This window comes from Streptomyces sp. NPDC002867, from assembly GCF_053591895.1.
In genome coordinates, this window is the sequence record NZ_JBSFUR010000010.1 from 1 (window position 1) to 17842 (window position 17842).

Annotated in this window: 19 protein-coding genes and 4 pseudogenes; 13 read left to right on the forward strand and 10 right to left on the reverse strand. The window is 69.3% G+C overall.

From position 1 onward, the window contains the following. Positions 1–381 precede the first annotated feature (381 nt). The gene (locus tag ACWD0A_RS12280; RefSeq protein ID WP_451297545.1) at positions 382–684 is read left to right on the forward strand and encodes a helix-turn-helix domain-containing protein; all 303 of its coding nucleotides are present in this window, start codon (positions 382–384) and stop codon (positions 682–684) included. A gap of 238 nt (positions 685–922) precedes the next feature. Beyond that, positions 923–1582: a formylglycine-generating enzyme family protein gene (locus ACWD0A_RS12285; protein WP_451297215.1), complete on the forward strand. Its 660-nt coding sequence runs from the start codon at positions 923–925 to the stop codon at positions 1580–1582. A 130-nt stretch (positions 1583–1712) separates the two neighbouring features. Here ACWD0A_RS12285 and ACWD0A_RS12290 read toward each other — a convergent pair whose 3' ends face one another. The 4 genes from ACWD0A_RS12290 to ACWD0A_RS12305 form a co-directional block, all read right to left on the reverse strand. Next, positions 1713–2117, reverse strand: coding sequence for a four-helix bundle copper-binding protein (locus tag ACWD0A_RS12290; RefSeq protein ID WP_451297217.1), 405 nt, complete (start codon positions 2115–2117; stop codon positions 1713–1715). A 262-nt stretch (positions 2118–2379) separates the two neighbouring features. Continuing rightward, positions 2380–2964 carry a DUF488 domain-containing protein gene (locus ACWD0A_RS12295; RefSeq protein WP_451297219.1) on the reverse strand — a complete coding sequence of 195 codons (585 nt, stop codon included), beginning with the start codon at positions 2962–2964 and terminating at the stop codon, positions 2380–2382. A 58-nt stretch (positions 2965–3022) separates the two neighbouring features. Continuing rightward, positions 3023–3682, reverse strand: coding sequence for a GTP cyclohydrolase I FolE (gene folE / locus ACWD0A_RS12300; protein WP_451297221.1), 660 nt, complete (start codon positions 3680–3682; stop codon positions 3023–3025). A gap of 1 nt (position 3683) precedes the next feature. Beyond that, positions 3684–3824: a hypothetical protein gene (locus ACWD0A_RS12305; RefSeq protein ID WP_451297223.1), complete on the reverse strand. Its 141-nt coding sequence runs from the start codon at positions 3822–3824 to the stop codon at positions 3684–3686. Between the two features lie 124 nt (positions 3825–3948). On the opposite strand from ACWD0A_RS12305, the gene ACWD0A_RS12310 reads away from it, so the two are divergent. From ACWD0A_RS12310 to ACWD0A_RS12325, 4 genes and pseudogenes are all read left to right on the forward strand, one after another. Further along, positions 3949–4758 (forward strand): helix-turn-helix transcriptional regulator, encoded by an 810-nt coding sequence (locus ACWD0A_RS12310; protein ID WP_451297225.1) that lies wholly within the window; start codon positions 3949–3951, stop codon positions 4756–4758. A 35-nt stretch (positions 4759–4793) separates the two neighbouring features. Continuing rightward, positions 4794–5907, forward strand: a pseudogene (tal, locus tag ACWD0A_RS12315) (transaldolase). A gap of 220 nt (positions 5908–6127) precedes the next feature. Beyond that, positions 6128–7378, forward strand: coding sequence for an NAD(P)/FAD-dependent oxidoreductase (locus tag ACWD0A_RS12320; RefSeq protein ID WP_451297227.1), 1251 nt, complete (start codon positions 6128–6130; stop codon positions 7376–7378). A 124-nt stretch (positions 7379–7502) separates the two neighbouring features. Beyond that, on the forward strand, positions 7503–7760 hold the full coding sequence (locus ACWD0A_RS12325; protein WP_451297547.1) for a trehalase-like domain-containing protein: 258 nt from the start codon (positions 7503–7505) through the stop codon (positions 7758–7760). A gap of 446 nt (positions 7761–8206) precedes the next feature. On the opposite strand, the gene ACWD0A_RS12330 is transcribed toward ACWD0A_RS12325, so the two are convergent. Further along, a complete protein-coding gene (locus ACWD0A_RS12330; RefSeq protein WP_451297229.1) occupies positions 8207–8800 on the reverse strand; it encodes a DUF4291 domain-containing protein in 594 nt (197 codons plus the stop codon). Positions 8801–8984: 184 nt separating this feature from the next. Between ACWD0A_RS12330 and ACWD0A_RS12335 the strand changes: the two genes are divergently transcribed. After that, entirely contained in the window at positions 8985–9425 is a 441-nt protein-coding gene (locus tag ACWD0A_RS12335) for a DUF6086 family protein (protein ID WP_451297231.1), read from the forward strand. Between the two features lie 350 nt (positions 9426–9775). On the opposite strand, the gene ACWD0A_RS12340 is transcribed toward ACWD0A_RS12335, so the two are convergent. Continuing rightward, complete coding sequence (locus ACWD0A_RS12340; protein ID WP_451297233.1) at positions 9776–10744, reverse strand: hypothetical protein; 969 nt, start codon at positions 10742–10744, stop codon at positions 9776–9778. Between the two features lie 39 nt (positions 10745–10783). Here ACWD0A_RS12340 and ACWD0A_RS12345 point away from each other — a divergent pair. Both ACWD0A_RS12345 and ACWD0A_RS12350 read left to right on the forward strand, forming a co-directional pair. After that, a pseudogene (locus ACWD0A_RS12345) lies at positions 10784–11138 on the forward strand (hypothetical protein); the annotation flags it as partial. Between the two features lie 515 nt (positions 11139–11653). Next, positions 11654–12505: an SCO2400 family protein gene (locus ACWD0A_RS12350; RefSeq protein WP_451297235.1), complete on the forward strand. Its 852-nt coding sequence runs from the start codon at positions 11654–11656 to the stop codon at positions 12503–12505. A 323-nt stretch (positions 12506–12828) separates the two neighbouring features. On the opposite strand, the gene ACWD0A_RS12355 is transcribed toward ACWD0A_RS12350, so the two are convergent. Next, entirely contained in the window at positions 12829–13254 is a 426-nt protein-coding gene (locus tag ACWD0A_RS12355) for a DUF4259 domain-containing protein (protein ID WP_451297237.1), read from the reverse strand. A gap of 261 nt (positions 13255–13515) precedes the next feature. Here ACWD0A_RS12355 and ACWD0A_RS12360 point away from each other — a divergent pair, with 261 nt between their 5' ends. The 4 genes and pseudogenes from ACWD0A_RS12360 to ACWD0A_RS12375 form a co-directional block, all read left to right on the forward strand. Continuing rightward, the gene (locus tag ACWD0A_RS12360) at positions 13516–14712 is read left to right on the forward strand and encodes an NAD(P)/FAD-dependent oxidoreductase (RefSeq protein WP_451297239.1); all 1197 of its coding nucleotides are present in this window, start codon (positions 13516–13518) and stop codon (positions 14710–14712) included. A 29-nt stretch (positions 14713–14741) separates the two neighbouring features. Next, on the forward strand, positions 14742–15638 hold the full coding sequence (locus tag ACWD0A_RS12365) for an RNA polymerase sigma-70 factor (protein WP_451297241.1): 897 nt from the start codon (positions 14742–14744) through the stop codon (positions 15636–15638). A 59-nt stretch (positions 15639–15697) separates the two neighbouring features. After that, positions 15698–16102 carry a hypothetical protein gene (locus ACWD0A_RS12370; RefSeq protein ID WP_451297243.1) on the forward strand — a complete coding sequence of 135 codons (405 nt, stop codon included), beginning with the start codon at positions 15698–15700 and terminating at the stop codon, positions 16100–16102. Positions 16103–16401: 299 nt separating this feature from the next. Beyond that, positions 16402–16551, forward strand: a pseudogene (locus tag ACWD0A_RS12375) (DUF6223 family protein); the annotation flags it as partial. A gap of 195 nt (positions 16552–16746) precedes the next feature. On the opposite strand, the gene ACWD0A_RS12380 reads toward ACWD0A_RS12375, so the two are convergent. The 3 genes and pseudogenes from ACWD0A_RS12380 to ACWD0A_RS12390 all read right to left on the reverse strand — a co-directional run. Then, positions 16747–17097, reverse strand: coding sequence for a PRC-barrel domain containing protein (locus tag ACWD0A_RS12380; RefSeq protein WP_451297245.1), 351 nt, complete (start codon positions 17095–17097; stop codon positions 16747–16749). A gap of 81 nt (positions 17098–17178) precedes the next feature. Further along, positions 17179–17349: a hydrophobic protein gene (locus ACWD0A_RS12385; RefSeq protein WP_177149856.1), complete on the reverse strand. Its 171-nt coding sequence runs from the start codon at positions 17347–17349 to the stop codon at positions 17179–17181. Between the two features lie 152 nt (positions 17350–17501). Beyond that, a pseudogene (locus ACWD0A_RS12390) lies at positions 17502–17639 on the reverse strand (CsbD family protein); the annotation flags it as partial. Positions 17640–17842: the final 203 nt, after the last annotated feature.

The following is a 17842-nucleotide window of genomic DNA, read 5'->3' on the forward strand; positions in this document are numbered from 1 at the left end:
CCCCGATCTTCGACCTGGTCGACTACGGCATCGTCGGCGACCTCTTCGACGTCGTCCCGCAGCTCACCGAGGAGGTCAAGTCCCGCAAGGGCTGAGTCGATCACCGCCATGTCGTCGACGCGGTCGAGGCATCGTTCGACCGCGTCGTCAGCACCGCCGTGGACGCTATCCGGGCGCAGGTGCCCGCGTACGGAGCGAGTCCGGACGAGCGGCTCCAGGGCGATCCGACCGCGCACGTGCGGGTCGTCTTCCGAGTGCTGGTGACCAGCTTGCGGGAGGGCCGGCCCGCGGGCGGCGCGGAGATTTCCCGATCACCGCGGCCCAGGCGATGCCCCCGTCGGCGAGGGCATTTCGCTGTCGGACTTCCTTCAGGCCTTCCGTATCGGGCAGCTCACCGCGGCTCATCGACTCCACTTGCACGTGAACACCGCGTATTACCGGCTGGAGCGGATCGCCGAACGCACCGGGTGCGACCTTCGCCGTTTCTCCGTACTGGCGGCTGTGCCGCCTATCGCTCACCGTGCCAGCTTCGGAGCTTGGGACGGGTGTCGTGCGAACCGGTGCGGTCCGACGATCTCACGTGGCCTTCGGGCCGGGGGAACCGACGCTCGCAGACGACGCGCTGTCGCAGGTAGCGCTCAACCGCAGTGCCACCGCGTCGATGTCTCAGGCGCTTCCGCCTGAACCGCCACCTGTTCCTTGATGCACTCACGTGGGTGGTCGGGCTCACCTACGCCTGGCTCCACCAGTTCAAGCGACTCCGCATCCGCTACGAACGCAGAGCGGATCTCCACCAAGCGCTGCTGGAACTGGCCTGCAGCATCATCTGCCTCCGCCGCCTCCCCAGTTACCGCCGAAAGATCGCCAGAAGGGGGAAGCGCCGGTAGGGTGACCTGTTGTGGATACGGGGGCAGCAAACACAATGGTTGCCGTCCCGCCGGGACGGGTGACGCTGTCGGACCGGCGGACGCAGAGCAGTTGGCCGGTCGACGTTGCATCGTTCCAGATGTCGGCATTCCCGGTTACGCAGTCGTCATACGCACGAGTCACCGGTCAGCGACCGAGTAGCGCCCGAGGCGACCGACTGCCCGTTGAGGGCGTTTCGTGGTGGGACGCAGTACAGTTCTGCAACGCGTTGTCCCAGCGTGAGGGCCTGACGCCCGCATACCACCTCCATCTCGACGCTGAGACAGCCGAATGGGACACGTCCGCAGACGGGTACCGGCTGCCGACTGAGGCCGAATGGGAGCACGCCTGTCGTGCAGGTACCACCAGCCCGCGATACGGCCAGCTCGACGAGGTCGCCTGGTACCAGGGCAACTCGGCTGGGCAGATCCACCCAGTTGGCGGCAAGCAGCCCAACGCCTGGGGACTGTACGACATGCTGGGCAACGTCTGGGACTGGTGCTGGGACGTCTACGACGCCGAGGTGTATGGCGCCTACCGGGTGCTCCGTGGTGGTGGATGGGCTGACGAGCACTGGAGCTGCCGGGCATCAGTGCGGCGGCGCAGCCACCCGACCTTCCGGATCGACGACGTGGGATTCCGCACCGCGCGCTCCACTCCGCTACCTCGGCTGTGACAGCCTCATTCTGAAACGGTGAGTTACTGAAGGTTTCAGAATGACCTGTTGTGGCAGCGGATGCCGACTGGGCATCCGCTGCCGAAGCGCGGGCCGCCGGATCCCACGCCAGCGGCCCATGGATCCCTGCTCAGCCCAGCGCTCGGAGCAGTTCGTTGCATGCCTGTTCACAGGAACGGCACGCTTCGGCGCACATGCGGCAGTGCTCCATGTCGGAATGGCGGCCGCATTCGTCGGCGCACGCCTTGCAGGCGGTGGCGCAGGCCTGCAGGATCGCGCGGGTGATGTTGGCGTCGTAGCCGGTGTGGCGGGACAGGACGGACGCGGTGGTGCTGCAGATGTCGGCGCAGTCCATGTCGGTGCGGATGCACTTGGTGAGGTCGCCCACCATGCCCTCCGACAGGCAGGCGTCCGCACACGCGGTACACGCCTGCGCACAGGCGATGCATTCCTCGATGCAGCGGGTCAGCTTCCCGCGGTCGACGTTGCCGAGGTCGGCCGGGTAGGTGGCGAGCATGTCCTTGACCGTGGTCATCACTGGTTGCCTCCCTTCGCTGCCGGAGGCCGGCGGGCCGGGGCGGCCGCACCAATATTCGACCCCCAACGCCTGGCGTGTAGCCACCTGCCGGGCACCGCAAACGCGCCCGGGGCTCCCCCGTCGGTACGGGACGCCCCGGGCGCTTGTGGTTCGGGTCAGTGGTAGGCGTGGACGCCCGCGTGGCCCTTGCCGCGGCCGGTGATCCACTTACTTGACCGGCATGGTGATCGCACTGGGGGTTGAGGGCAATGAATTGCTGTCACGGCGGCCGGGCGCAGGCGTCGTCGTACACGAGAAGGCCGTCGCCACGCAGGCGCACGCCTGGCGTCGGATTGTGCACGGTGAGGCGTCCATCGTGCATCAGGTGGTGGACGAGCACGCCGCGGGCCAGGACGGCGAAGTCGGCGATCAGGCGCCGGTGGCATCGCCACCACACCGCCTCGCTGCACATCACCGTGGTGCGCTCCTCACCCGCCTGGCGCACGAGGGCGTCCATGGCGGAGATGAACTCCGGGCTGCGTGTATGAGCGGCGTAACCACGGAAGGACTCGTTGCGCCATACCGTGTCGGGAGAGTCCGGCGGCGGTTTGCGGAAGCCGCCCAGGCGCGGCTCCCACCGGTAGGCGATGTGCTCCTCGGGCATCCACCGGGCCAGCCGTTGCCGTGACAGGTCCGGGTCACGGCGACTGCCGGGAGCGGTCCTGACGTCCACGACGGCGGTGACGCCGGCCTCTCGGAGGAGTTCTGCCAGCGAGGCCCGGTCCGCGGTGCTGTGGCCGAAGGTGATCAGCTCGAGCCGGGGCATCGTGAACCTGTCTGCGGGGTCGGTCCGATCGAGATCCATACAGCGAGTTCAGCAGCTTCCGGCCGGCACGGCGCCGTCCCGCCCCGCTCGGCTGTGGTCAGTGGGGCAGGCCGGTCAAGGCCAGGAACTCGCTGCGGGATCGCGCATCGCTGCGCAACAGGCCGAGGAGCGCGGAGGTCATCGTCGTCGTCCCGGTGGCCTGGACGCCGCGCAGCGTCATACAGGTGTGTTCGGCCTGGATGACGACGCCGACGCCTTTCGGCTCCAGGTGAGCCTGGAGCCAGTCGGCGACCTGCTTGGTGAGCCGCTCCTGCACCTGAGGACGGCAGGCAAAGTGCTCCAGGACGCGGGCGAGTTTGGACAGGCCCAGGATCCGGTGCCCGGGCAGGTAGCCGATGTGGGCCGTCCCGACGAACGGCAGAAGATGATGCTCACAGACGCTCCGGAGCGGGATGCTCCGGACGAGGACCAGTTCGTCGTAGCCCTCGTCGTTGGGGAAGGTGGTCAGGTCGAACGGGCGAGGGCTGAACAGTTCGGCGTAGGCGCGGGCCATGCGTCCCGGGGTGCCGCGCAGGCTCTCCGAATCGGTGTCGATACCCAGCGCCTGGAGGAACTGCCCCGCTGCGAGTTCGGCGGCCGTCAGATCCACCCCGTCCACGTCGTGGACCACACGCAGAGCAGCAGGCGCCGAAATCGGTTCAGGGGCGAGGTTGCGGCCGGGGGCTATGTGCACGGCGGAGCGGAGGTCCTGGGTCATGTCACTCACCCATGCCGAGAGCACTGCCCACCCGCCCACGGACCGGCGCGGCGACCGGGTTCGGATCGAACGGCTGCCCGTACGAGTCCGCGAGGGTGGCGCTGACCGGCTGTTTCCCCTGCTTGCGCAGTTCATCGGGCATGGCATCCTCCTTCGCCAGTTTCACCAATCAGTATTGGACTTATTCAAGAGGATGGTCAAGGTTCCAGCGAAGAAACCCAGATCTGTTGAGTTCCGCCCACGTAGATTGGAGTTATCGTGAAGATATGACCTCAGGACGGACTCCCGCTTCGCCCCATCCCCGCAGCGGGGCGGGCGTGGAAGCGGTCTCGGTGCTCGCGGATGATGTGCGCCGCGCCCTGTACCACTTCACCCGGCTCGCGCACCGGCCCGTGACGCGGGAGGAGGCAGCCTCGAATGCCGGCATCTCCGCCAAGCTGGCCGCCTTCCACCTGGACAAGCTCGTCGCGGCCGGGCTGCTGAACTCCCGCTACGACAATCCGGGAGGCGTCCGCAAGGTCGGCCGCAAGCCCAAGGTGTACGAGCCGGCCGAGACCGACATCCGTATCAGCATCCCCGAGCGTCGGCCCGACGTCCTGGCCGAGATCCTCATCGACGCGGTCCTCGAACAGGAGCAGGGCGAGGATGCACGGTCATCCGCGCTGCGCACGGCCCGCCGCCGGGGCGAGGAACTGGGAGCGGCGACACGCGCCAGCAACCGTCCCGGCCGTCTGGGGCCCGAGCGTTCCCTCACGCTTTCCGAGTCCGTGCTGGAGGAGTACGGCTTCGAGCCCGACCGGCAGGCCCCGACCGAGGTGCGGTTGCTGAACTGCCCCTTCCACCCGCTGGCCGCCCGGTCGCCTGAGCTGGTGTGCGGGATCAACCACGCCTTCCTCGGCGGCTTCCTCACCGGCCTGCAGGCATCTGGGATCGACGCGGTCCTCGCCCCTCACCCGGGACGGTGTTGTGTGGAACTGCGCGCTGCGGCCGGCGGTGCGAGCGTGCCCGTCCCTGCCACTGGGCGGTGTGCGAAGGAGGTCTGCGCCCGGCCCGCGGAGGATCCGGGCGCGACGTAGACGGCATCCCGCGAGACGACGCATGGGAGAAGATCATGAGTGAGAACCTGGACCGGCTGGCCGCCGAAGGCGTAGCGGTCTGGCTCGATGCTGAGCCGGGAGCGGCTTGCCGGTGGCGGGCTGGCCGACCTGGTGCGTGTCCAGCGGGTGGTGGGTATCACCAGCAATCCGACGATCTTCGCCAAGGCGATCCGCTCGGGTGCCCGCTACGACGCACAGGTCGGTGATCTCGCCCGGCGCGGGGTGCGGGTGGAGGAGGCGGTCAGGCTGCTGACGGCGTTCGACGTGCGCTGGGCCTGCGACGTACTGCGACCGGTGTACGAGGCCGGCGACGGGGTGGACGGACGGGTGTCGCTCGAGGTGGACCCGCGCGTCGCTCATGACACGGCGGCGACGATCGCCGAGACACGGGCCCTGTGGCGGCTGGTGGACCGGCCGAACATGTTCGTGAAGATCCCCGCCACCGAGCCCAGCCTGGCGGCGATCAGTACCGCGCTCGGCGAGGGCGTCAGCGTCAACGTGACGCTGATCTTCTCCCTTGACCGCTACGACCAGGTGCTTCGCGCTTTCCTTGACGGCATGGGCAAGGCCCATGCGGCGGGGCATGATCTGGCATCCATCGCGTCGGTGGCCTCCTTCTTCGTCAGCCGGGTGGACACCGAGGTCGACAGCCGGCTGGACAAGATCGGCACGCCGGAGGCGCTGGCTTTGCGCGGACGAGCCGCGATCGCCAACGCGCGCCTGGCCTACCAGCGCTTCGAGCAGGCCACCGCATCCCAGGAGTGGCAAGCGCTGGCCACGGCCGGGATGCGCCCCCAGCGCCCTCTGTGGGCCTCCACCGGGGTGAAGGATCCCGCCTATGAGGACACCCGCTACGTAGATGAACTGGTGGCGCCCGGGGTGGTCAACACCATGCCGGAGCAGACCCTGCGCGCGGTCGCGGACCACGGCCGCATCCGGGGCGACACCATTCACGCCACCTATGCGGCATCCCAGCAGGTACTCGACGACTTGGAGGCTGTCGGAGTGTCCTATGACGACGTGGTGCGTGTGCTGGAGGACGAGGGCATCGCCAAGTTCACCGCCTCCGGCAACGAGCTGTTCGAGCAACTGGAGGCCGAACTGCACGCCAGGCGCATCGCCGCCTGAGGTAGACCCCAGGCGCACCACCGCCTGACGTAGCCGCCCGACGACGAACCGTCCCAGCGCCACGGTCTCCGGCGACGACCGATCGGCGGACACACCGGGGAACAAATCAACCGCTGACAGCGCAGGGCCATCGACGACGATGGCCTGGCCACGTGCGACGTCAGCAGGGAGCGGATCGCCATCCGCCTGCGGGCCGAGCCGACCCAGCAGAGGAGAGAGCATGGCCGCGAACACAACATTCGTGATCGTCGGAGCGAGCCTGGCCGGTGCGAAGGCAGCACAGACCCTCCGGGAAGAGAGCTTCGACGGCTCCGTCGTGCTGCTCGGAGAGGAAAGCGAGCACCCCTACGAACGCCCGCCGCTGTCGAAGGGCTATCTGCTGGGCAAGGACGAGCGTGACACCGTCTATGTCCATCCTCCCCAGTGGTATGCCGAGCACGACGTCGACCTGCGCCTGGGCGCCACGGTCACGGCGATCGCCCCGGACAGGCACGAGGTGACGCTCGCTGACGGCAGTCGCATCGGCTACGAGAAGCTGCTCCTGACCACCGGCTCCTCACCGCGTCGCCTGACCGTGCCCGGAGCCGACCTCGACGGAGTGCTCTATCTGCGCAGGCTCGCCGACAGCGACCGCATCAAGGATTCCTTCGAGTCCGCGTCCCGCATCGCGGTGATCGGCGCCGGCTGGATCGGTCTGGAGACAGCGGCTGCCGCCCGCGCGGCCGGCGCGGAGGTCACCGTGCTGCAGAGGGCGGAGCTGCCGCTGCTGCGCGTGCTGGGCCGCGAGGTCTCCCAGACCTTCGCCGAGCTGCACAACGATCACGGGGTGGACCTGCGCTTCGGTGTCCAGGTCGCCGAGATCACCGGTGCCGGCGGCCGGGCGAACGGCGTGCTGCTGGCCGACGGCAGCCGCATCACTGCCGACGCGGTCATCGTCGGGGTCGGCATCACCCCCAACACCCAGCTCGCCGACGCTGCCGGCCTGGAAGTCGACAACGGCATCCGCGTTGACGCCCGCCTGCGCACCTCGCACCCTGACATCTACGCCGCCGGGGACGTCGCCAACGCCTTCCACCCACTGCTCGGTCAGCACATCCGTGTCGAGCACTGGGCCAACGCCGTCAACCAGCCGCAAGCCGCGGCCAAGGCGATGCTCGGCCAGAACGTGGCCTACGACCGCGTTCCGTACTTCTTCACCGACCAGTACGACCTGGGCATGGAGTACACCGGCTACGTCGAACCCGGCGGCTACGACCAGGTCGTCTTCCGCGGCCGGAGGGACACCCGCGAGTTCATCGCCTTCTGGCTCGCCGAGGGCCGGGTACTGGCCGGCATGAACGTCAACGTCTGGGACGTCACTGACCCGATCCGGGCCCTCGTGACCTCCGGGCGCCCGGTCGACGCGACGAGGCTCGCCGACTCCGACGTCCCGCTGAGCGACCTTCTCGACCGCCCCGACTCGGCTGGGTGACAGCCGAGAGAAGGCATGAAGGTGACAGCCACGCCTCCCGCCTCCGGCCACACATTTTCCCGGCCCCGGATGCGGCTCCTCGGCACCGGCAAACGGGTTTGCGCAGCCGCAGGACTACGCCGCGATCGGGGACGGCCGCTGCGCCGCGCTCATCGCCCGCGACGGCTCCGTGTACTGGCCGGCCTGGCCGGACCTGGACTCGCCGAGCCTGTTCACCGCCGTGCCTGGTCCCGTCCGCGGCGGCCGGTTCCTTCTCCAGCCCGACGCGCCGTACACCGCAAGCCGCCGCTACCTGCCCGGCACCAACGTGCTGGAGACGCCTCTTCGATCGCATACTCGGTCAGCTGTGTCACTGCCTTCGGAAACGCGAACCTTTCGATGAACACACCGCGTTCCCAGCACTGCCTGAACTCGCAGTCAGCGCGGCTTGACCGGCAGCAGCTCACTCATCCAGCCTGGCAGTTCGGGGTCCTCGCGCCCGGCCTCGGCGATCGACACCATGGCCGCCCACGACGCATCCGGGATGGCCCGGGGCGACCCGTTGCAAACTCGGCATTCAGACGACGGCACAGGTGGGACGTGCCGTGGTATAGGCTCCGTTGACCTCCGCCACGCGCGCGACAGCGGACCCCGGGACGTGAGGCGGCTCTCCGCTGAGGCGGATGGTCGGAGCCGCGGCTCCGCATGTCCGTCCGTGGATGAAGTCCCGCAGCGCGACCACCTGTTCCCACGTCGGCAAAGAGTGCTGGCGAGAAGCCGGCTCTGTCATGCCGCGAGGCTACCCGCGAGGCGCCGTTATCCGAGGAGACGACCCATTGGCCCCCCTGCTCATCGGTGAAGGTGCGCCAGGAGTCCGTCGCGCACGGGATAGGGGTGTTCTGGGGGGAGGAGTCGCCGGGCAGCATCCAGGTCACCCTCCTGCACGTGAGCATGGATCTTCTGCGCGAGGGCGGTGATATCGGTGATGGAGACCGTCCACTCATCTGCGTAGCGACGTGCGGCTTCACCTGCGAGGCCGAGCTGCAGCGAGCGGTAGGGAAGCGGCTGCAAGTGCAGATCGCGCTCGGGGTCCCATTGAACGCGGGCCGGGGCCCGCTTCAACTGACGCTTCCAGGTCGCACGGTCTGGGTGCAGCCCATGCTCGTAGTGAGCCAGACAGGCATGCTCCAGCGCCCATTCGAAGCCTTCGCGCGTCATCTCGACGGCAAGGACGGTTTCCTGGCCTTCTTTGGCGCCCCAGCCGCAGCGATACATCATCCAGAGGAACGACGGCTTGATCCACGTCATCCGGTCCCGCTTCCAGGCCGCTGGAAAGCGGCCCGCTCGGGCCGCGGGCAGGCCGATCCCGGGGGTGTACGCCTGGTAGACGGTGATGGTGGAGGCCGTATGGATCGCGCGGATCCGGTACTTGAGTTCTGCCACGGTGACCAGCGTGGGGGTGCCGCTTGCCGCGTGCCATCGAATTACCGGGGCACTCGACCGGCCGATCCTTCGCTGGCAGATGAGTGTCGCGTCGGCACTACATAGCCGCAACCTCATCTGCCATCGGCGTCTGGCCAGGACGTAACACCGACGACAACGACGATCCGCTGCATAAGGTGCCACGATGAGCCAGTACTTCGACTTCGGCGACGAGACCCTGTGGAACCCTTCCAATGGAGCTTCCCGTATGTTCCAGCGTCAAGTAGCCGTCTTCGAGTCGGAGCTGGAACTTTTATCGGGCATCGGGCCGATGGAGAACGACGAGTGCCAGATCCACCCGGCAACCTTCACGACCTTCGTCAACGCCCTGCTGGCACAGCACCGAAGAACGAGCCACGCCATCATCCTCGCGCTCTCCGAAGACTTCATCGCCATAGTTCTCGTTCTTGCAGAGCGCGCCGGGATCGCAGTGGACTGGGCGAAACTCGGAGCCACCCCGGAAGCCCCGCTCGAAGACGTGCAGGTTTCTGCCGTCACAGGTATGTCGACCCCGGCGGAAGGCGGAGCCTGGGGTGCGGGCCTGCGCGCGAAGGCACGGGAGCTGGGGCGGCGTATGCCCCGCTGACCGGAGCAACCGCGTACGACGAACCGAGAACACCTCTCGCCCCTGCAGCCCGCCACAAGAAGCGGCTCTGGCCTTGAGTTCCAACCTGCAGATGGCACGTCGTTCCAGCGAAACCACGCCCGGCCCTGGTGTATGTGCAGGAGGAGCTCGTCAGCGGGTCCTGAGGGTGACGGCAGGGTCAGGGCGTCCTCGATACGGTCGTACGCGTCGTTGAACCGTCGCAGTGACGTCGCTGCGGGAGCACGCGCATTGCTTGTGTGGTCGTGTGGTCGTGTGGTCGTGCCGGCCGGACTCTGCCGAGGGTCCGGATGGTGTGGGACGGTCAGGACGACGAGTGATTCAGTGGCCTGCTACGAATCGCGGATACCCGCCCCGTCGCCAAGGCCCTGCTCCGCGCAGCGCCGCACGTACAACATGGTCAGCGCGGTGTGGGTGAACGGCAGCGTCAGCAGCGCGCACAGCGGCAAGGCGACGGCTGAGGGGGCCAGTTGCGCCGCCGTAAATGCGAGGTAGGTGTTGCCCGAGCTGACCGACATCGCCAGGGCGTGGGCCGCACCGTCCGCCGGCTCCATCGCGTACCGCAAAGCCAGGTACGCGCCGACCGTCAACGCCGCGAGCGCAGTGACGAAGACGGTGGTGCGCCACCACGCGCCGCGTACCAGCGACCAGGAGCGGTGCAACGCGGCGGTTGCGCCCAGGCCATCGAGGGCCGCGGCGGCCGGTGCGAGGGCGAGGCCGACGCGCAGCGCCACTACGGCGGGCACCAGCAGCGCGAGCAGGACGTATCCCAGTACCGGCTCAGCCGCGGGCAGCACCACGTCGGCCAGCGACCACACCAGCACCCCCGTGAGGGCCGGCCCGCCCAGCAGCACCCCGCGGCAGGCTTGAACCGCCGTGGCCCGTCCCGCCTGCCGCCGCGTTCGCCGCCACAGCTCACCCGCCTCGACGGGCTGAACATGGGCGACAGCCAAGGAGTGCGCCGTGTGCAGCACGCCGAACGTGAACGCGGCAAGGCCCAGCAGTACGGGCAGGGTGCCGGCCGCGACCAGCAGCAGCGCCTCGGTGTCCGGCACGTACGAGTCCTCCTGCCGCCTGGCCAGCTCGGCGCCCCGCTGCATCTCGACGAACGCGGGCCAGGCAGCGGCGAAGGCCAGCAGCAGCACGCCGGTTCCGGCCAGCGTGGCCCAGGCGGTGCCGTAGAGCGTCAACCTGTAGGCCAGGCCGAAACGTTGGGCGAAGGTGCGCAGTACCCCAGGCGCTCCGGGGTCGGGTGGTGGGGCTTCCCCGGTGTCAGCCGGTTCCCCCGTGGTCCCCGTCATCTGGGTGCCTCCCTGGCGTCTCTGGTGCGGGCGGCCACTATCCCGCAAGCGGCCGCTCAGCTCAAAGGCGCGGTCGGCACAGGGAGGCACACGCTGTTCGAGCTGTGCGACGCGATGCCGTGCGAGAGCGGGCCGGTGACCTCGCCGGTCGACCTGACGCTGCTGGCCGAACACCGGTGCGGGCGCGGTGAGTTGTACGACGCGCCGAACTGCGGCCATATCGGCGTGGACGCGCTAGCGACCACTTCGTTCCCGGCTTGCCGTACTCGTTCGTCGCCGCCCTGGAGACAGGCCGCACCTCGTGGTGTCAACTGCTGGACGCCGCCGCCCCGGCCCCGACGACGACCTGACCGAGGTCACCGCCCGCCAGGTCCGCCGCGTCGTCACGGACCTGGGCCGTCCTCTTGACGGCTTGGGGCCGTGAGGCGTCCAACACGGCCAACCGCCGCTGAACAGCGCCCCAGCCCACGTCGGTCAACGGCGGCGGCCGCGTCGCAGGAGGTTACAGAGAAGTCCGCGCATCTGGCGCGGCGGGGGAAGGACTCCCCGGGCCGGGCGGTCTCCCCTCGGCCGAGTGGCCTTTCGGGCATGGGATGCCCGAGTCCGGCGATCTCCAGCACCCAGGAGGCGGCACGCTCGGTGGTTCGCCGGTGTGGAGAGAGACGTCGAAGGGCTGGGGCGGGTCACGTACCTCACGTTTCAGTCGCCGTTTGAGCAACCGGCGCGCGGTGATCCGTTGAATCCGGTAACCGGCGACCCACCGTTGAGCCGGCGAGTGAGCGAGGTTCGCACATGCCCAGGACCCTTCCGCACAGCGCCCTGCGCCGCCACGTGACCGCCGGCCGCCTCCCAGCAGGCCGACCCGGCCGAGCTCCCTCTCAGCAACTCGCGCACTGATCGGTCGATCCCATGGACTACTGCGTTCCTTGCCGCCGCCCTCTCAACGGCACCGTGACATGCCCGGAGTGCGGGGCATACGACTATGGCATGGCACTGTCGGGTGAGTCGGGCGACGGCGCTCCGGCGGTCGACACCGCGGCGATGGAGGCCCTCTTCAGCGCCGGACCGGACCCCGTCGAAACACCCTCGCCTTCCCTGGCGATCCCCACTTCCCGGACACGGGCCGCCGAGGACGCGACCGCCTCGGCCCCAACTCCCCCGGTCGAGGTGCCCGAGGCCCGGCGTCGTCACGGCGCGCCGCGATGGAAGAAGTACGGCGTCCGGACTCTCGCCGCGGCCGCGTTCACCGTGCTGGGCGGCCTCGCCGCAGGCGCGGTGCTTCCCGAGCCGACGGCCGGGCCTCAATCCGCGGACCTCCCCGACACACCCCCGGGCCCGGAACAGGCATCCTCCGAGGCACCCCAGGGGCGCGCCGCCGCACCGCCGCGGGCCTCACGCCCACCGGAACGTACGGCCACGCACCCTGCCAGAGGAACCGGCCGGGACCGCCACAGCGAGGTGACCCGCCCCCCACGCGCGACGGCCACGCAGCCGGAATCACCAACTCCCCCGGCTCCTCCCGCCGTCACCGCTCCGCCGTCCGCAAAGCCCACTCCGGCGCCCCGCCCGCCGAGCGGCCGCCCCAGCCCCTCGCCCACCCCGACGGCACCGTCCACCCCGGCCCCCGCTCCCACACCGAGTCCGAGCCCGAGCGGCAGTACCGGCACCCCACCCACGGCCGGCCCCACGCCGAGCCCCACGGTCAGGTCGCTGGCCGATGCGCTGCGCGGTGGTACGGGGCTGTTGCTGCCGGGGCGGTAACGGACGGACGGGCCGGGATCAGGGGCGAGCGGGATGAGAGGCGGTCGCCGACCACGTCGAGAACGATGCCGTCGACGCCGCCCAGCGGCGGTAGAGGGTGCCGAGGTGGACGCCGGACCGAGGCGGCGCTGTCGGGCCGGTGGTCGCCCCCAACGGCCCGGCCCCGAACGTCACCCGAAGCCGCCTCGGACGCCTCACGCGCCAAGGCTTCCTCATCCCACCCGGACGCGGCATCTACCCCGCGCGAGCCCGCGCTGCGAGCCGCAAGATGAAGGCGGCGTTGGTCTGGCTGCCCGAATCTGCGCGGGGAGGAGGAGAACGCCTCAGCTCAGGCGGAGTTGTTCGCCCGGCACCTGCCGCGCGAGTGTGGTGCGGAGCCGGCTGATGGTTGCCTGCCAAGAGCCGCCGTCCGATTCGGCCCAGAGCTCCAGCAGTTCGGACGGCTCGGTCATGACGCGGTCGAGGGCCTGGAGGGCGAGGGCGCGCAGACCGGTGAGATCAGGGAGGGGTTCGTCCGGTCCGTAGTGGGGATCGGCGGGCTCGCCGCCGGGGCATTGCGCGGCGACCAAGGCGGCCGCGGCGACGGCTTCCTCGGAGACATCCGCGTCAAGGTATTCGGTGGTGTCGGCCGCGCGGATGAGCGTGGCGCGGACCATGCCCTCGCGTGCGTCCGCAGAGGCGTCGTCGAGGTCGTGGCACCAGTCTGCCGCAGTGTCGTTGTCGAAGGGGCCTACGTCCCAGGTACCCATGTGTCTCTCCCCATGGTGGTGGTGCCCGGGGATCATGGCAGGCGCCACTGACATGGCCCCGACTCCTCCTCGATGTGCGGAAGTACAGGCGTGGCCGCCTTGGGGGGTGTTCGACTCCGGCGGCGCGCCTCCCGGAGCAAGCTCCGACTGTGAGGACTTCGCGTATCTAGCCCGCCCTGTGGAGTGATCTGCATCACACGCTGTCACAGCGATCAATCGCACGGTGTCTTGAGGCCGAACCCCCTTGAGACGGAGGAGACCATGACTGGGAACACCGATGTGGTTGTGATCGGCGGCGGCTACGCCGGCGTCATGGCGGCCAATCGCCTGATGAAGCGCGGCGACATGACAGTGACACTGGTCAACCCGCGCCCGACCTTCGTCCCGCGACTCCGCCTGCATCAGCTGGTGGGCGGGTCCCACGACGCGGTCGTCGACTACCGCGAGATCCTGGCCGAGAGCGTCCGGCTGATCGTCGAGACCGTGACCCGGATCGACAGCGCCCAGCGCAGCGTGACGCTGGCGGGCGGCGGCACGGTCGGCTATGACTACCTGATCTACGCGGCGGGCAGTGGCAGCGCCGACCCGCGCGTTCCCGGGGCGGCCGAATTCGCCCACCCGGTCGCCACCCTGGAGGCCGCGCAGCGGCTGCGGTCGGTCCTCGACGCCGCGCCCGCGTCGGCTGCGGTGACGGTCGTCGGAGCCGGTCCGACCGGCATCGAGACCGCCGCCGAACTGGCCGAGCAGGGCCGCCGGGTGACCCTGGTCTGCGGAGACGTGCTCGGCCCGTACCTGCACCCTCAGGCCCGACGCACAGCTGCCAAGCGGCTCGCCCGGCTCGGGGTGACCGTGCTCGACGGCCCTGACGCGTTGGTCACGGCGGTGACGCGCCACGCCGTGCGCCTCGGTGACGGCCGCGAGCTGCCGAGCGAGGTCACCGTCTGGACCGCCGGGTTCGGCGTGCCGGATCTGGCCGCGCGTAGTGGGCTGAGCACCGACGCGGTGGGGCGCCTGCTCACGGACGAGACGCTGACCAGCGTGGACGACGAGCGCATCGTTGCCGCCGGGGACTCAGCCGCACCGTCGGACCTACCGTTCCGGATGAGCGCCTACGCCGCGGGCTGCCTGGGCGCACACGCCGCCGACACGGTGCTCGGCCGCATCGCGGGTGAGCAACCCGCGCCCATCAACCTGTCGTTCCCCGCCATGTGTGTCAGCCTGGGGCGCCGCGCAGCCATCTTCCAGCTCGCGCGCAAGGACGACACCGCGATGCGGCTCTACGTCGGCGGCCGTGCGGGCGCGAAGCTGAAGGAGCTCTCCTGCCGGTTCAGCGTCAAGCATCTGGCGGAGGAGGCGCGCAAGCCCGGTTCGCACACCTGGCCCCAGGGCGACCACCGCCGGCAACTGCTGCAGGCCAAGCGCGCCCGGACATCGGCCACCGCTGGGCGGGAAGCCTGACCAGGCCTTCGAGGGAGAGAGACCGAGAGATGACCGACCACACCACCGACCTGGCGACCGAAGCGTTCGTCGCCCACCGCAACCTGCTCTTCACCGTCGCCTACGAGATGCTCGGATCGGCGGCCGACGTCGAAGACGTCCTCCAGGAGACCTGGCTGCGGTGGGTCAAGGTCGACCTGGGACAGGTGAGCGACCAGCGGGCGTACCTGGTCCGGAGCACGACCCGGCAGGCGCTCAACCGGCTGCGCACCATGAAGCGCCGCAGGGAGGCGTACGTCGGCCAGTGGCTGCCCGAACCGCTGCTCACCACGCCGGACGTGGCCGAGGACATCGAACTCGCCGAGAGCATGTCGATGGCGATGATGCTCGTCCTCGAAAGCCTTTCCCCGACCGAGCGGGCGGTGTTCGTGCTGCGCGAGGTCTTCGAGGTCGACTACGACGAGATCGCCGAGGCCGTCGGCAAGAGCCCCGATGCCGTCCGCCAGATCGCCCACCGCGCCCGCCGGCGCGTCGACTCCCGCCGCCCCCGCAGGACGGCCTCCCCGAGCGAGACCCGGGCGGCCCTGGAGTCGTTCCAACGCGCCCTCGAAACCGGGAACCCGCAGGATCTCCTCGACGTGCTCGCCCCCGACGTCGTCCTGCTCAGCGACGGCGGCGGCGTCAAGCGCGCCGCGCTCAGGCCCGTCATCGGCGCCGAGAAAATCGTCCGCTTCTACCTCGGCGGCTCCGCCAAGGTCGCGGCCACGATCACCTGCGAGCCCACCGTGGTCAACGGCAGCCCAGCACTCGCCGTACACCTCAACGGCGAGCTCGACGGCATCATGGCCGTCCGTGCCGAGGACGCCCGCATCTCCGGCCTGTACTTCGTCCGCAACCCCGAGAAGCTGACCCGCATCACCTCCGAGACCCCGCTCACCCTGTGCTGACTCCGACGGCTCGGACAGCACCCGTCCATTGCCGCACACCACATGAGGGGGACCACAGCATGACCAGACGAACGACGGCCCGCGGCGGCGGTCTCACCTTTCTCAGGACCGCGACAGCCCTGCAGACCCTGACCCTCTTCTTCCAGGCGGTCACCGCCGGCATGCTGCTGACCTCGTCCCGCGGCTATCTGATGCACGACGTCGTATCGAAGGTGATGTACGCAGCCGCCATGCTGTACGTGCTCGCCGCGGTCCTGGCCTGGCGCCCGGGCGGCGGATCACCCCGCCCCATCCTGTACGCCACCGGCTTCCTCGGCCTCGCGTCGGTCCAGGTCGTGCTGGGCATCGCGCACATGCCCACCCTCCATGTCCCCCTGGGCACCCTGATGTTCGGCCTCAGCATCCTGGCACTTGGCCGGATGCTGTCCGCCCGCCCGCAGGTGCGCTCCAGCGCCCGGTCATAGCCGCCGCCGGCCCCAGGCCGTGCCGCGCACCGGCCCGGTCCCCAGCACGACGTCAAGCACGCAAAGGCTCCGACCGAGGACGGGGATGGATACTCAGACCCCGCCACAGCACGTCCGGGGTATGTCCAGAACGTCGCCGATAAGCGTCAGCAGCTCGAAATCGTCGTTCCGGACGCGGCGAGCAGCAGCCTCTCGCCCTCGGCGTTGATCACCACCGTCGCGGGCCCTGGGCGACCATCCCCTTGAGCACGCGGTCTCACGCTTGCCGGTCATACCCAGGCCCGGGTCCACCGATCTTCCTCGGCACCGGCAATGGGCTGGGCGGGGGCATCGTGGCCCTGGTGGTGGGACTGATCGGCACAGCCCTCGGTGGGCTGACTCTGACCCGTCCCGCCGCACCGACTGACCGGCTCACCGCAGCGGATGGGCTAGCGCTTCAGTCCGCCTGAAGACCGATCAGATGCCGCCGAGTATCGGTGCTGAACCCTTGAGGGAGCCGACGGACGATGCGTAGGTGTACACGCTGGCGATTGGAGAACCCAATAAGCACACGGGAGGCAGGGCCGCTCCGGACAACAGCCGGGCACGAGGCGGGGGCGGACCGGGAACGATTCCCTGTCCACCACCGCCTCGGGGATCGGATGTCAGCCCATGAAGCCGCCGTAGTAGCCGCCGAGCTTGTCCCGGTATCCCGGGTCGTCGGCGTGCGAATCGTTCTCGAACTCGGGCGCGTTCTTGATCTCTTCCTTCGTGCGGGAGACATGAACGGTCTCCGCCGCGACGTCGATGCTCGAAACGACTCCGGCGGGCAGCAGGACATGCTTGCCGAAGATCCAGGGGCCGGTGTCGACGACGATGTGCGCGGAGCCCACCTCGTCGGAGTGCTTGTCGACCTTCCCGATGCTGCCGTCGGTGGCCTCGACCTTGAAGCCGACCAGGCTGGCGCCGGTCGTGCGGCCGGAAGCGGGGGTGTATGCCCAGAGGTTGGGGTCCATGAGAGTCCTCTCAACTATGGATCGTGCGGCATCGGTTGCTCGGCGACGGCCAAGGGCCGCCTGCATACGAGGGGCGGATTCCTACCAGCGGTACCAGCGGCCCCGTCGGCCGCCTGAAGCCGCGGGCCGGACCACGAATCCCAGCAACCACACCACCAGCACGATGACGGCGATCCACCAGAGTGCCTTGAGGGCGAAACCGGCACCGAAAAGAACGAGCGCAAGCAATAGGACGAGAAGCAGGGGAACCATTTCTCATCACCTCCGAAATCCCGTATGCCCCGCACCCGAACCGGCATGCGCGCAATACGGCTCGTTTCTCGGAGCCCTTCCCGGGTATACGCGCCCCCGCGCAAAACAGTGCCGCCGACCACTTCCCAGTGGTCGGCGGCACAGGGCACGCGTCATCGCTTGAAGGCGTCCTTCGCCTTGCGCGCTCCGCCCTTCGCCTTTCCCTTGGCCTCGCGCATATCACCCTGCGCCTGCTCCGTTCGCCCCTCTGCGGTCAGACGCTCATTGCCCACGGCGCGCCTTGCGCCTTCTCCGCCTTACCCCGCACCTTTTCGCTTCCGCTCATGGGATTCACCTTTCGTACAGGTCTTGTGTCGCCGTTGCCGATAACGTCGCGACACAACCAGAAATGCGGCGAGTAAGACGTCCGTACGGTGCATACGAAAGGGATCAGCCCGTCCTGCGGACCCATGCCGGCAGAACGACCCAGCAGGCCACGAACCGGGGCAGGATG

Bases quoted from the DNA above. Each gene is read 5' to 3' on its own strand.
- ACWD0A_RS12285 (WP_451297215.1), top strand. From the start codon at position 923: ATGGTTGCCGTCCCGCCGGGACGGGTGACGCTGTCGGACCGGCGGACG.
- ACWD0A_RS12290 (WP_451297217.1), bottom strand. From the start codon at position 2,117: ATGACCACGGTCAAGGACATGCTCGCCACCTACCCGGCCGACCTCGGC.
- ACWD0A_RS12295 (WP_451297219.1), bottom strand. From the start codon at position 2,964: ATGGATCTCGATCGGACCGACCCCGCAGACAGGTTCACGATGCCCCGG.
- folE (WP_451297221.1), bottom strand. From the start codon at position 3,682: ATGACCCAGGACCTCCGCTCCGCCGTGCACATAGCCCCCGGCCGCAAC.
- ACWD0A_RS12305 (WP_451297223.1), bottom strand. From the start codon at position 3,824: ATGCCCGATGAACTGCGCAAGCAGGGGAAACAGCCGGTCAGCGCCACC.
- ACWD0A_RS12310 (WP_451297225.1), top strand. From the start codon at position 3,949: ATGACCTCAGGACGGACTCCCGCTTCGCCCCATCCCCGCAGCGGGGCG.
- ACWD0A_RS12320 (WP_451297227.1), top strand. From the start codon at position 6,128: ATGGCCGCGAACACAACATTCGTGATCGTCGGAGCGAGCCTGGCCGGT.
- ACWD0A_RS12335 (WP_451297231.1), top strand. From the start codon at position 8,985: ATGAGCCAGTACTTCGACTTCGGCGACGAGACCCTGTGGAACCCTTCC.
- ACWD0A_RS12340 (WP_451297233.1), bottom strand. From the start codon at position 10,744: ATGACGGGGACCACGGGGGAACCGGCTGACACCGGGGAAGCCCCACCA.
- ACWD0A_RS12350 (WP_451297235.1), top strand. From the start codon at position 11,654: ATGGACTACTGCGTTCCTTGCCGCCGCCCTCTCAACGGCACCGTGACA.
- ACWD0A_RS12355 (WP_451297237.1), bottom strand. From the start codon at position 13,254: ATGGGTACCTGGGACGTAGGCCCCTTCGACAACGACACTGCGGCAGAC.
- ACWD0A_RS12360 (WP_451297239.1), top strand. From the start codon at position 13,516: ATGACTGGGAACACCGATGTGGTTGTGATCGGCGGCGGCTACGCCGGC.
- ACWD0A_RS12365 (WP_451297241.1), top strand. From the start codon at position 14,742: ATGACCGACCACACCACCGACCTGGCGACCGAAGCGTTCGTCGCCCAC.
- ACWD0A_RS12370 (WP_451297243.1), top strand. From the start codon at position 15,698: ATGACCAGACGAACGACGGCCCGCGGCGGCGGTCTCACCTTTCTCAGG.
- ACWD0A_RS12380 (WP_451297245.1), bottom strand. From the start codon at position 17,097: ATGGACCCCAACCTCTGGGCATACACCCCCGCTTCCGGCCGCACGACC.
- ACWD0A_RS12385 (WP_177149856.1), bottom strand. From the start codon at position 17,349: ATGGTTCCCCTGCTTCTCGTCCTATTGCTTGCGCTCGTTCTTTTCGGT.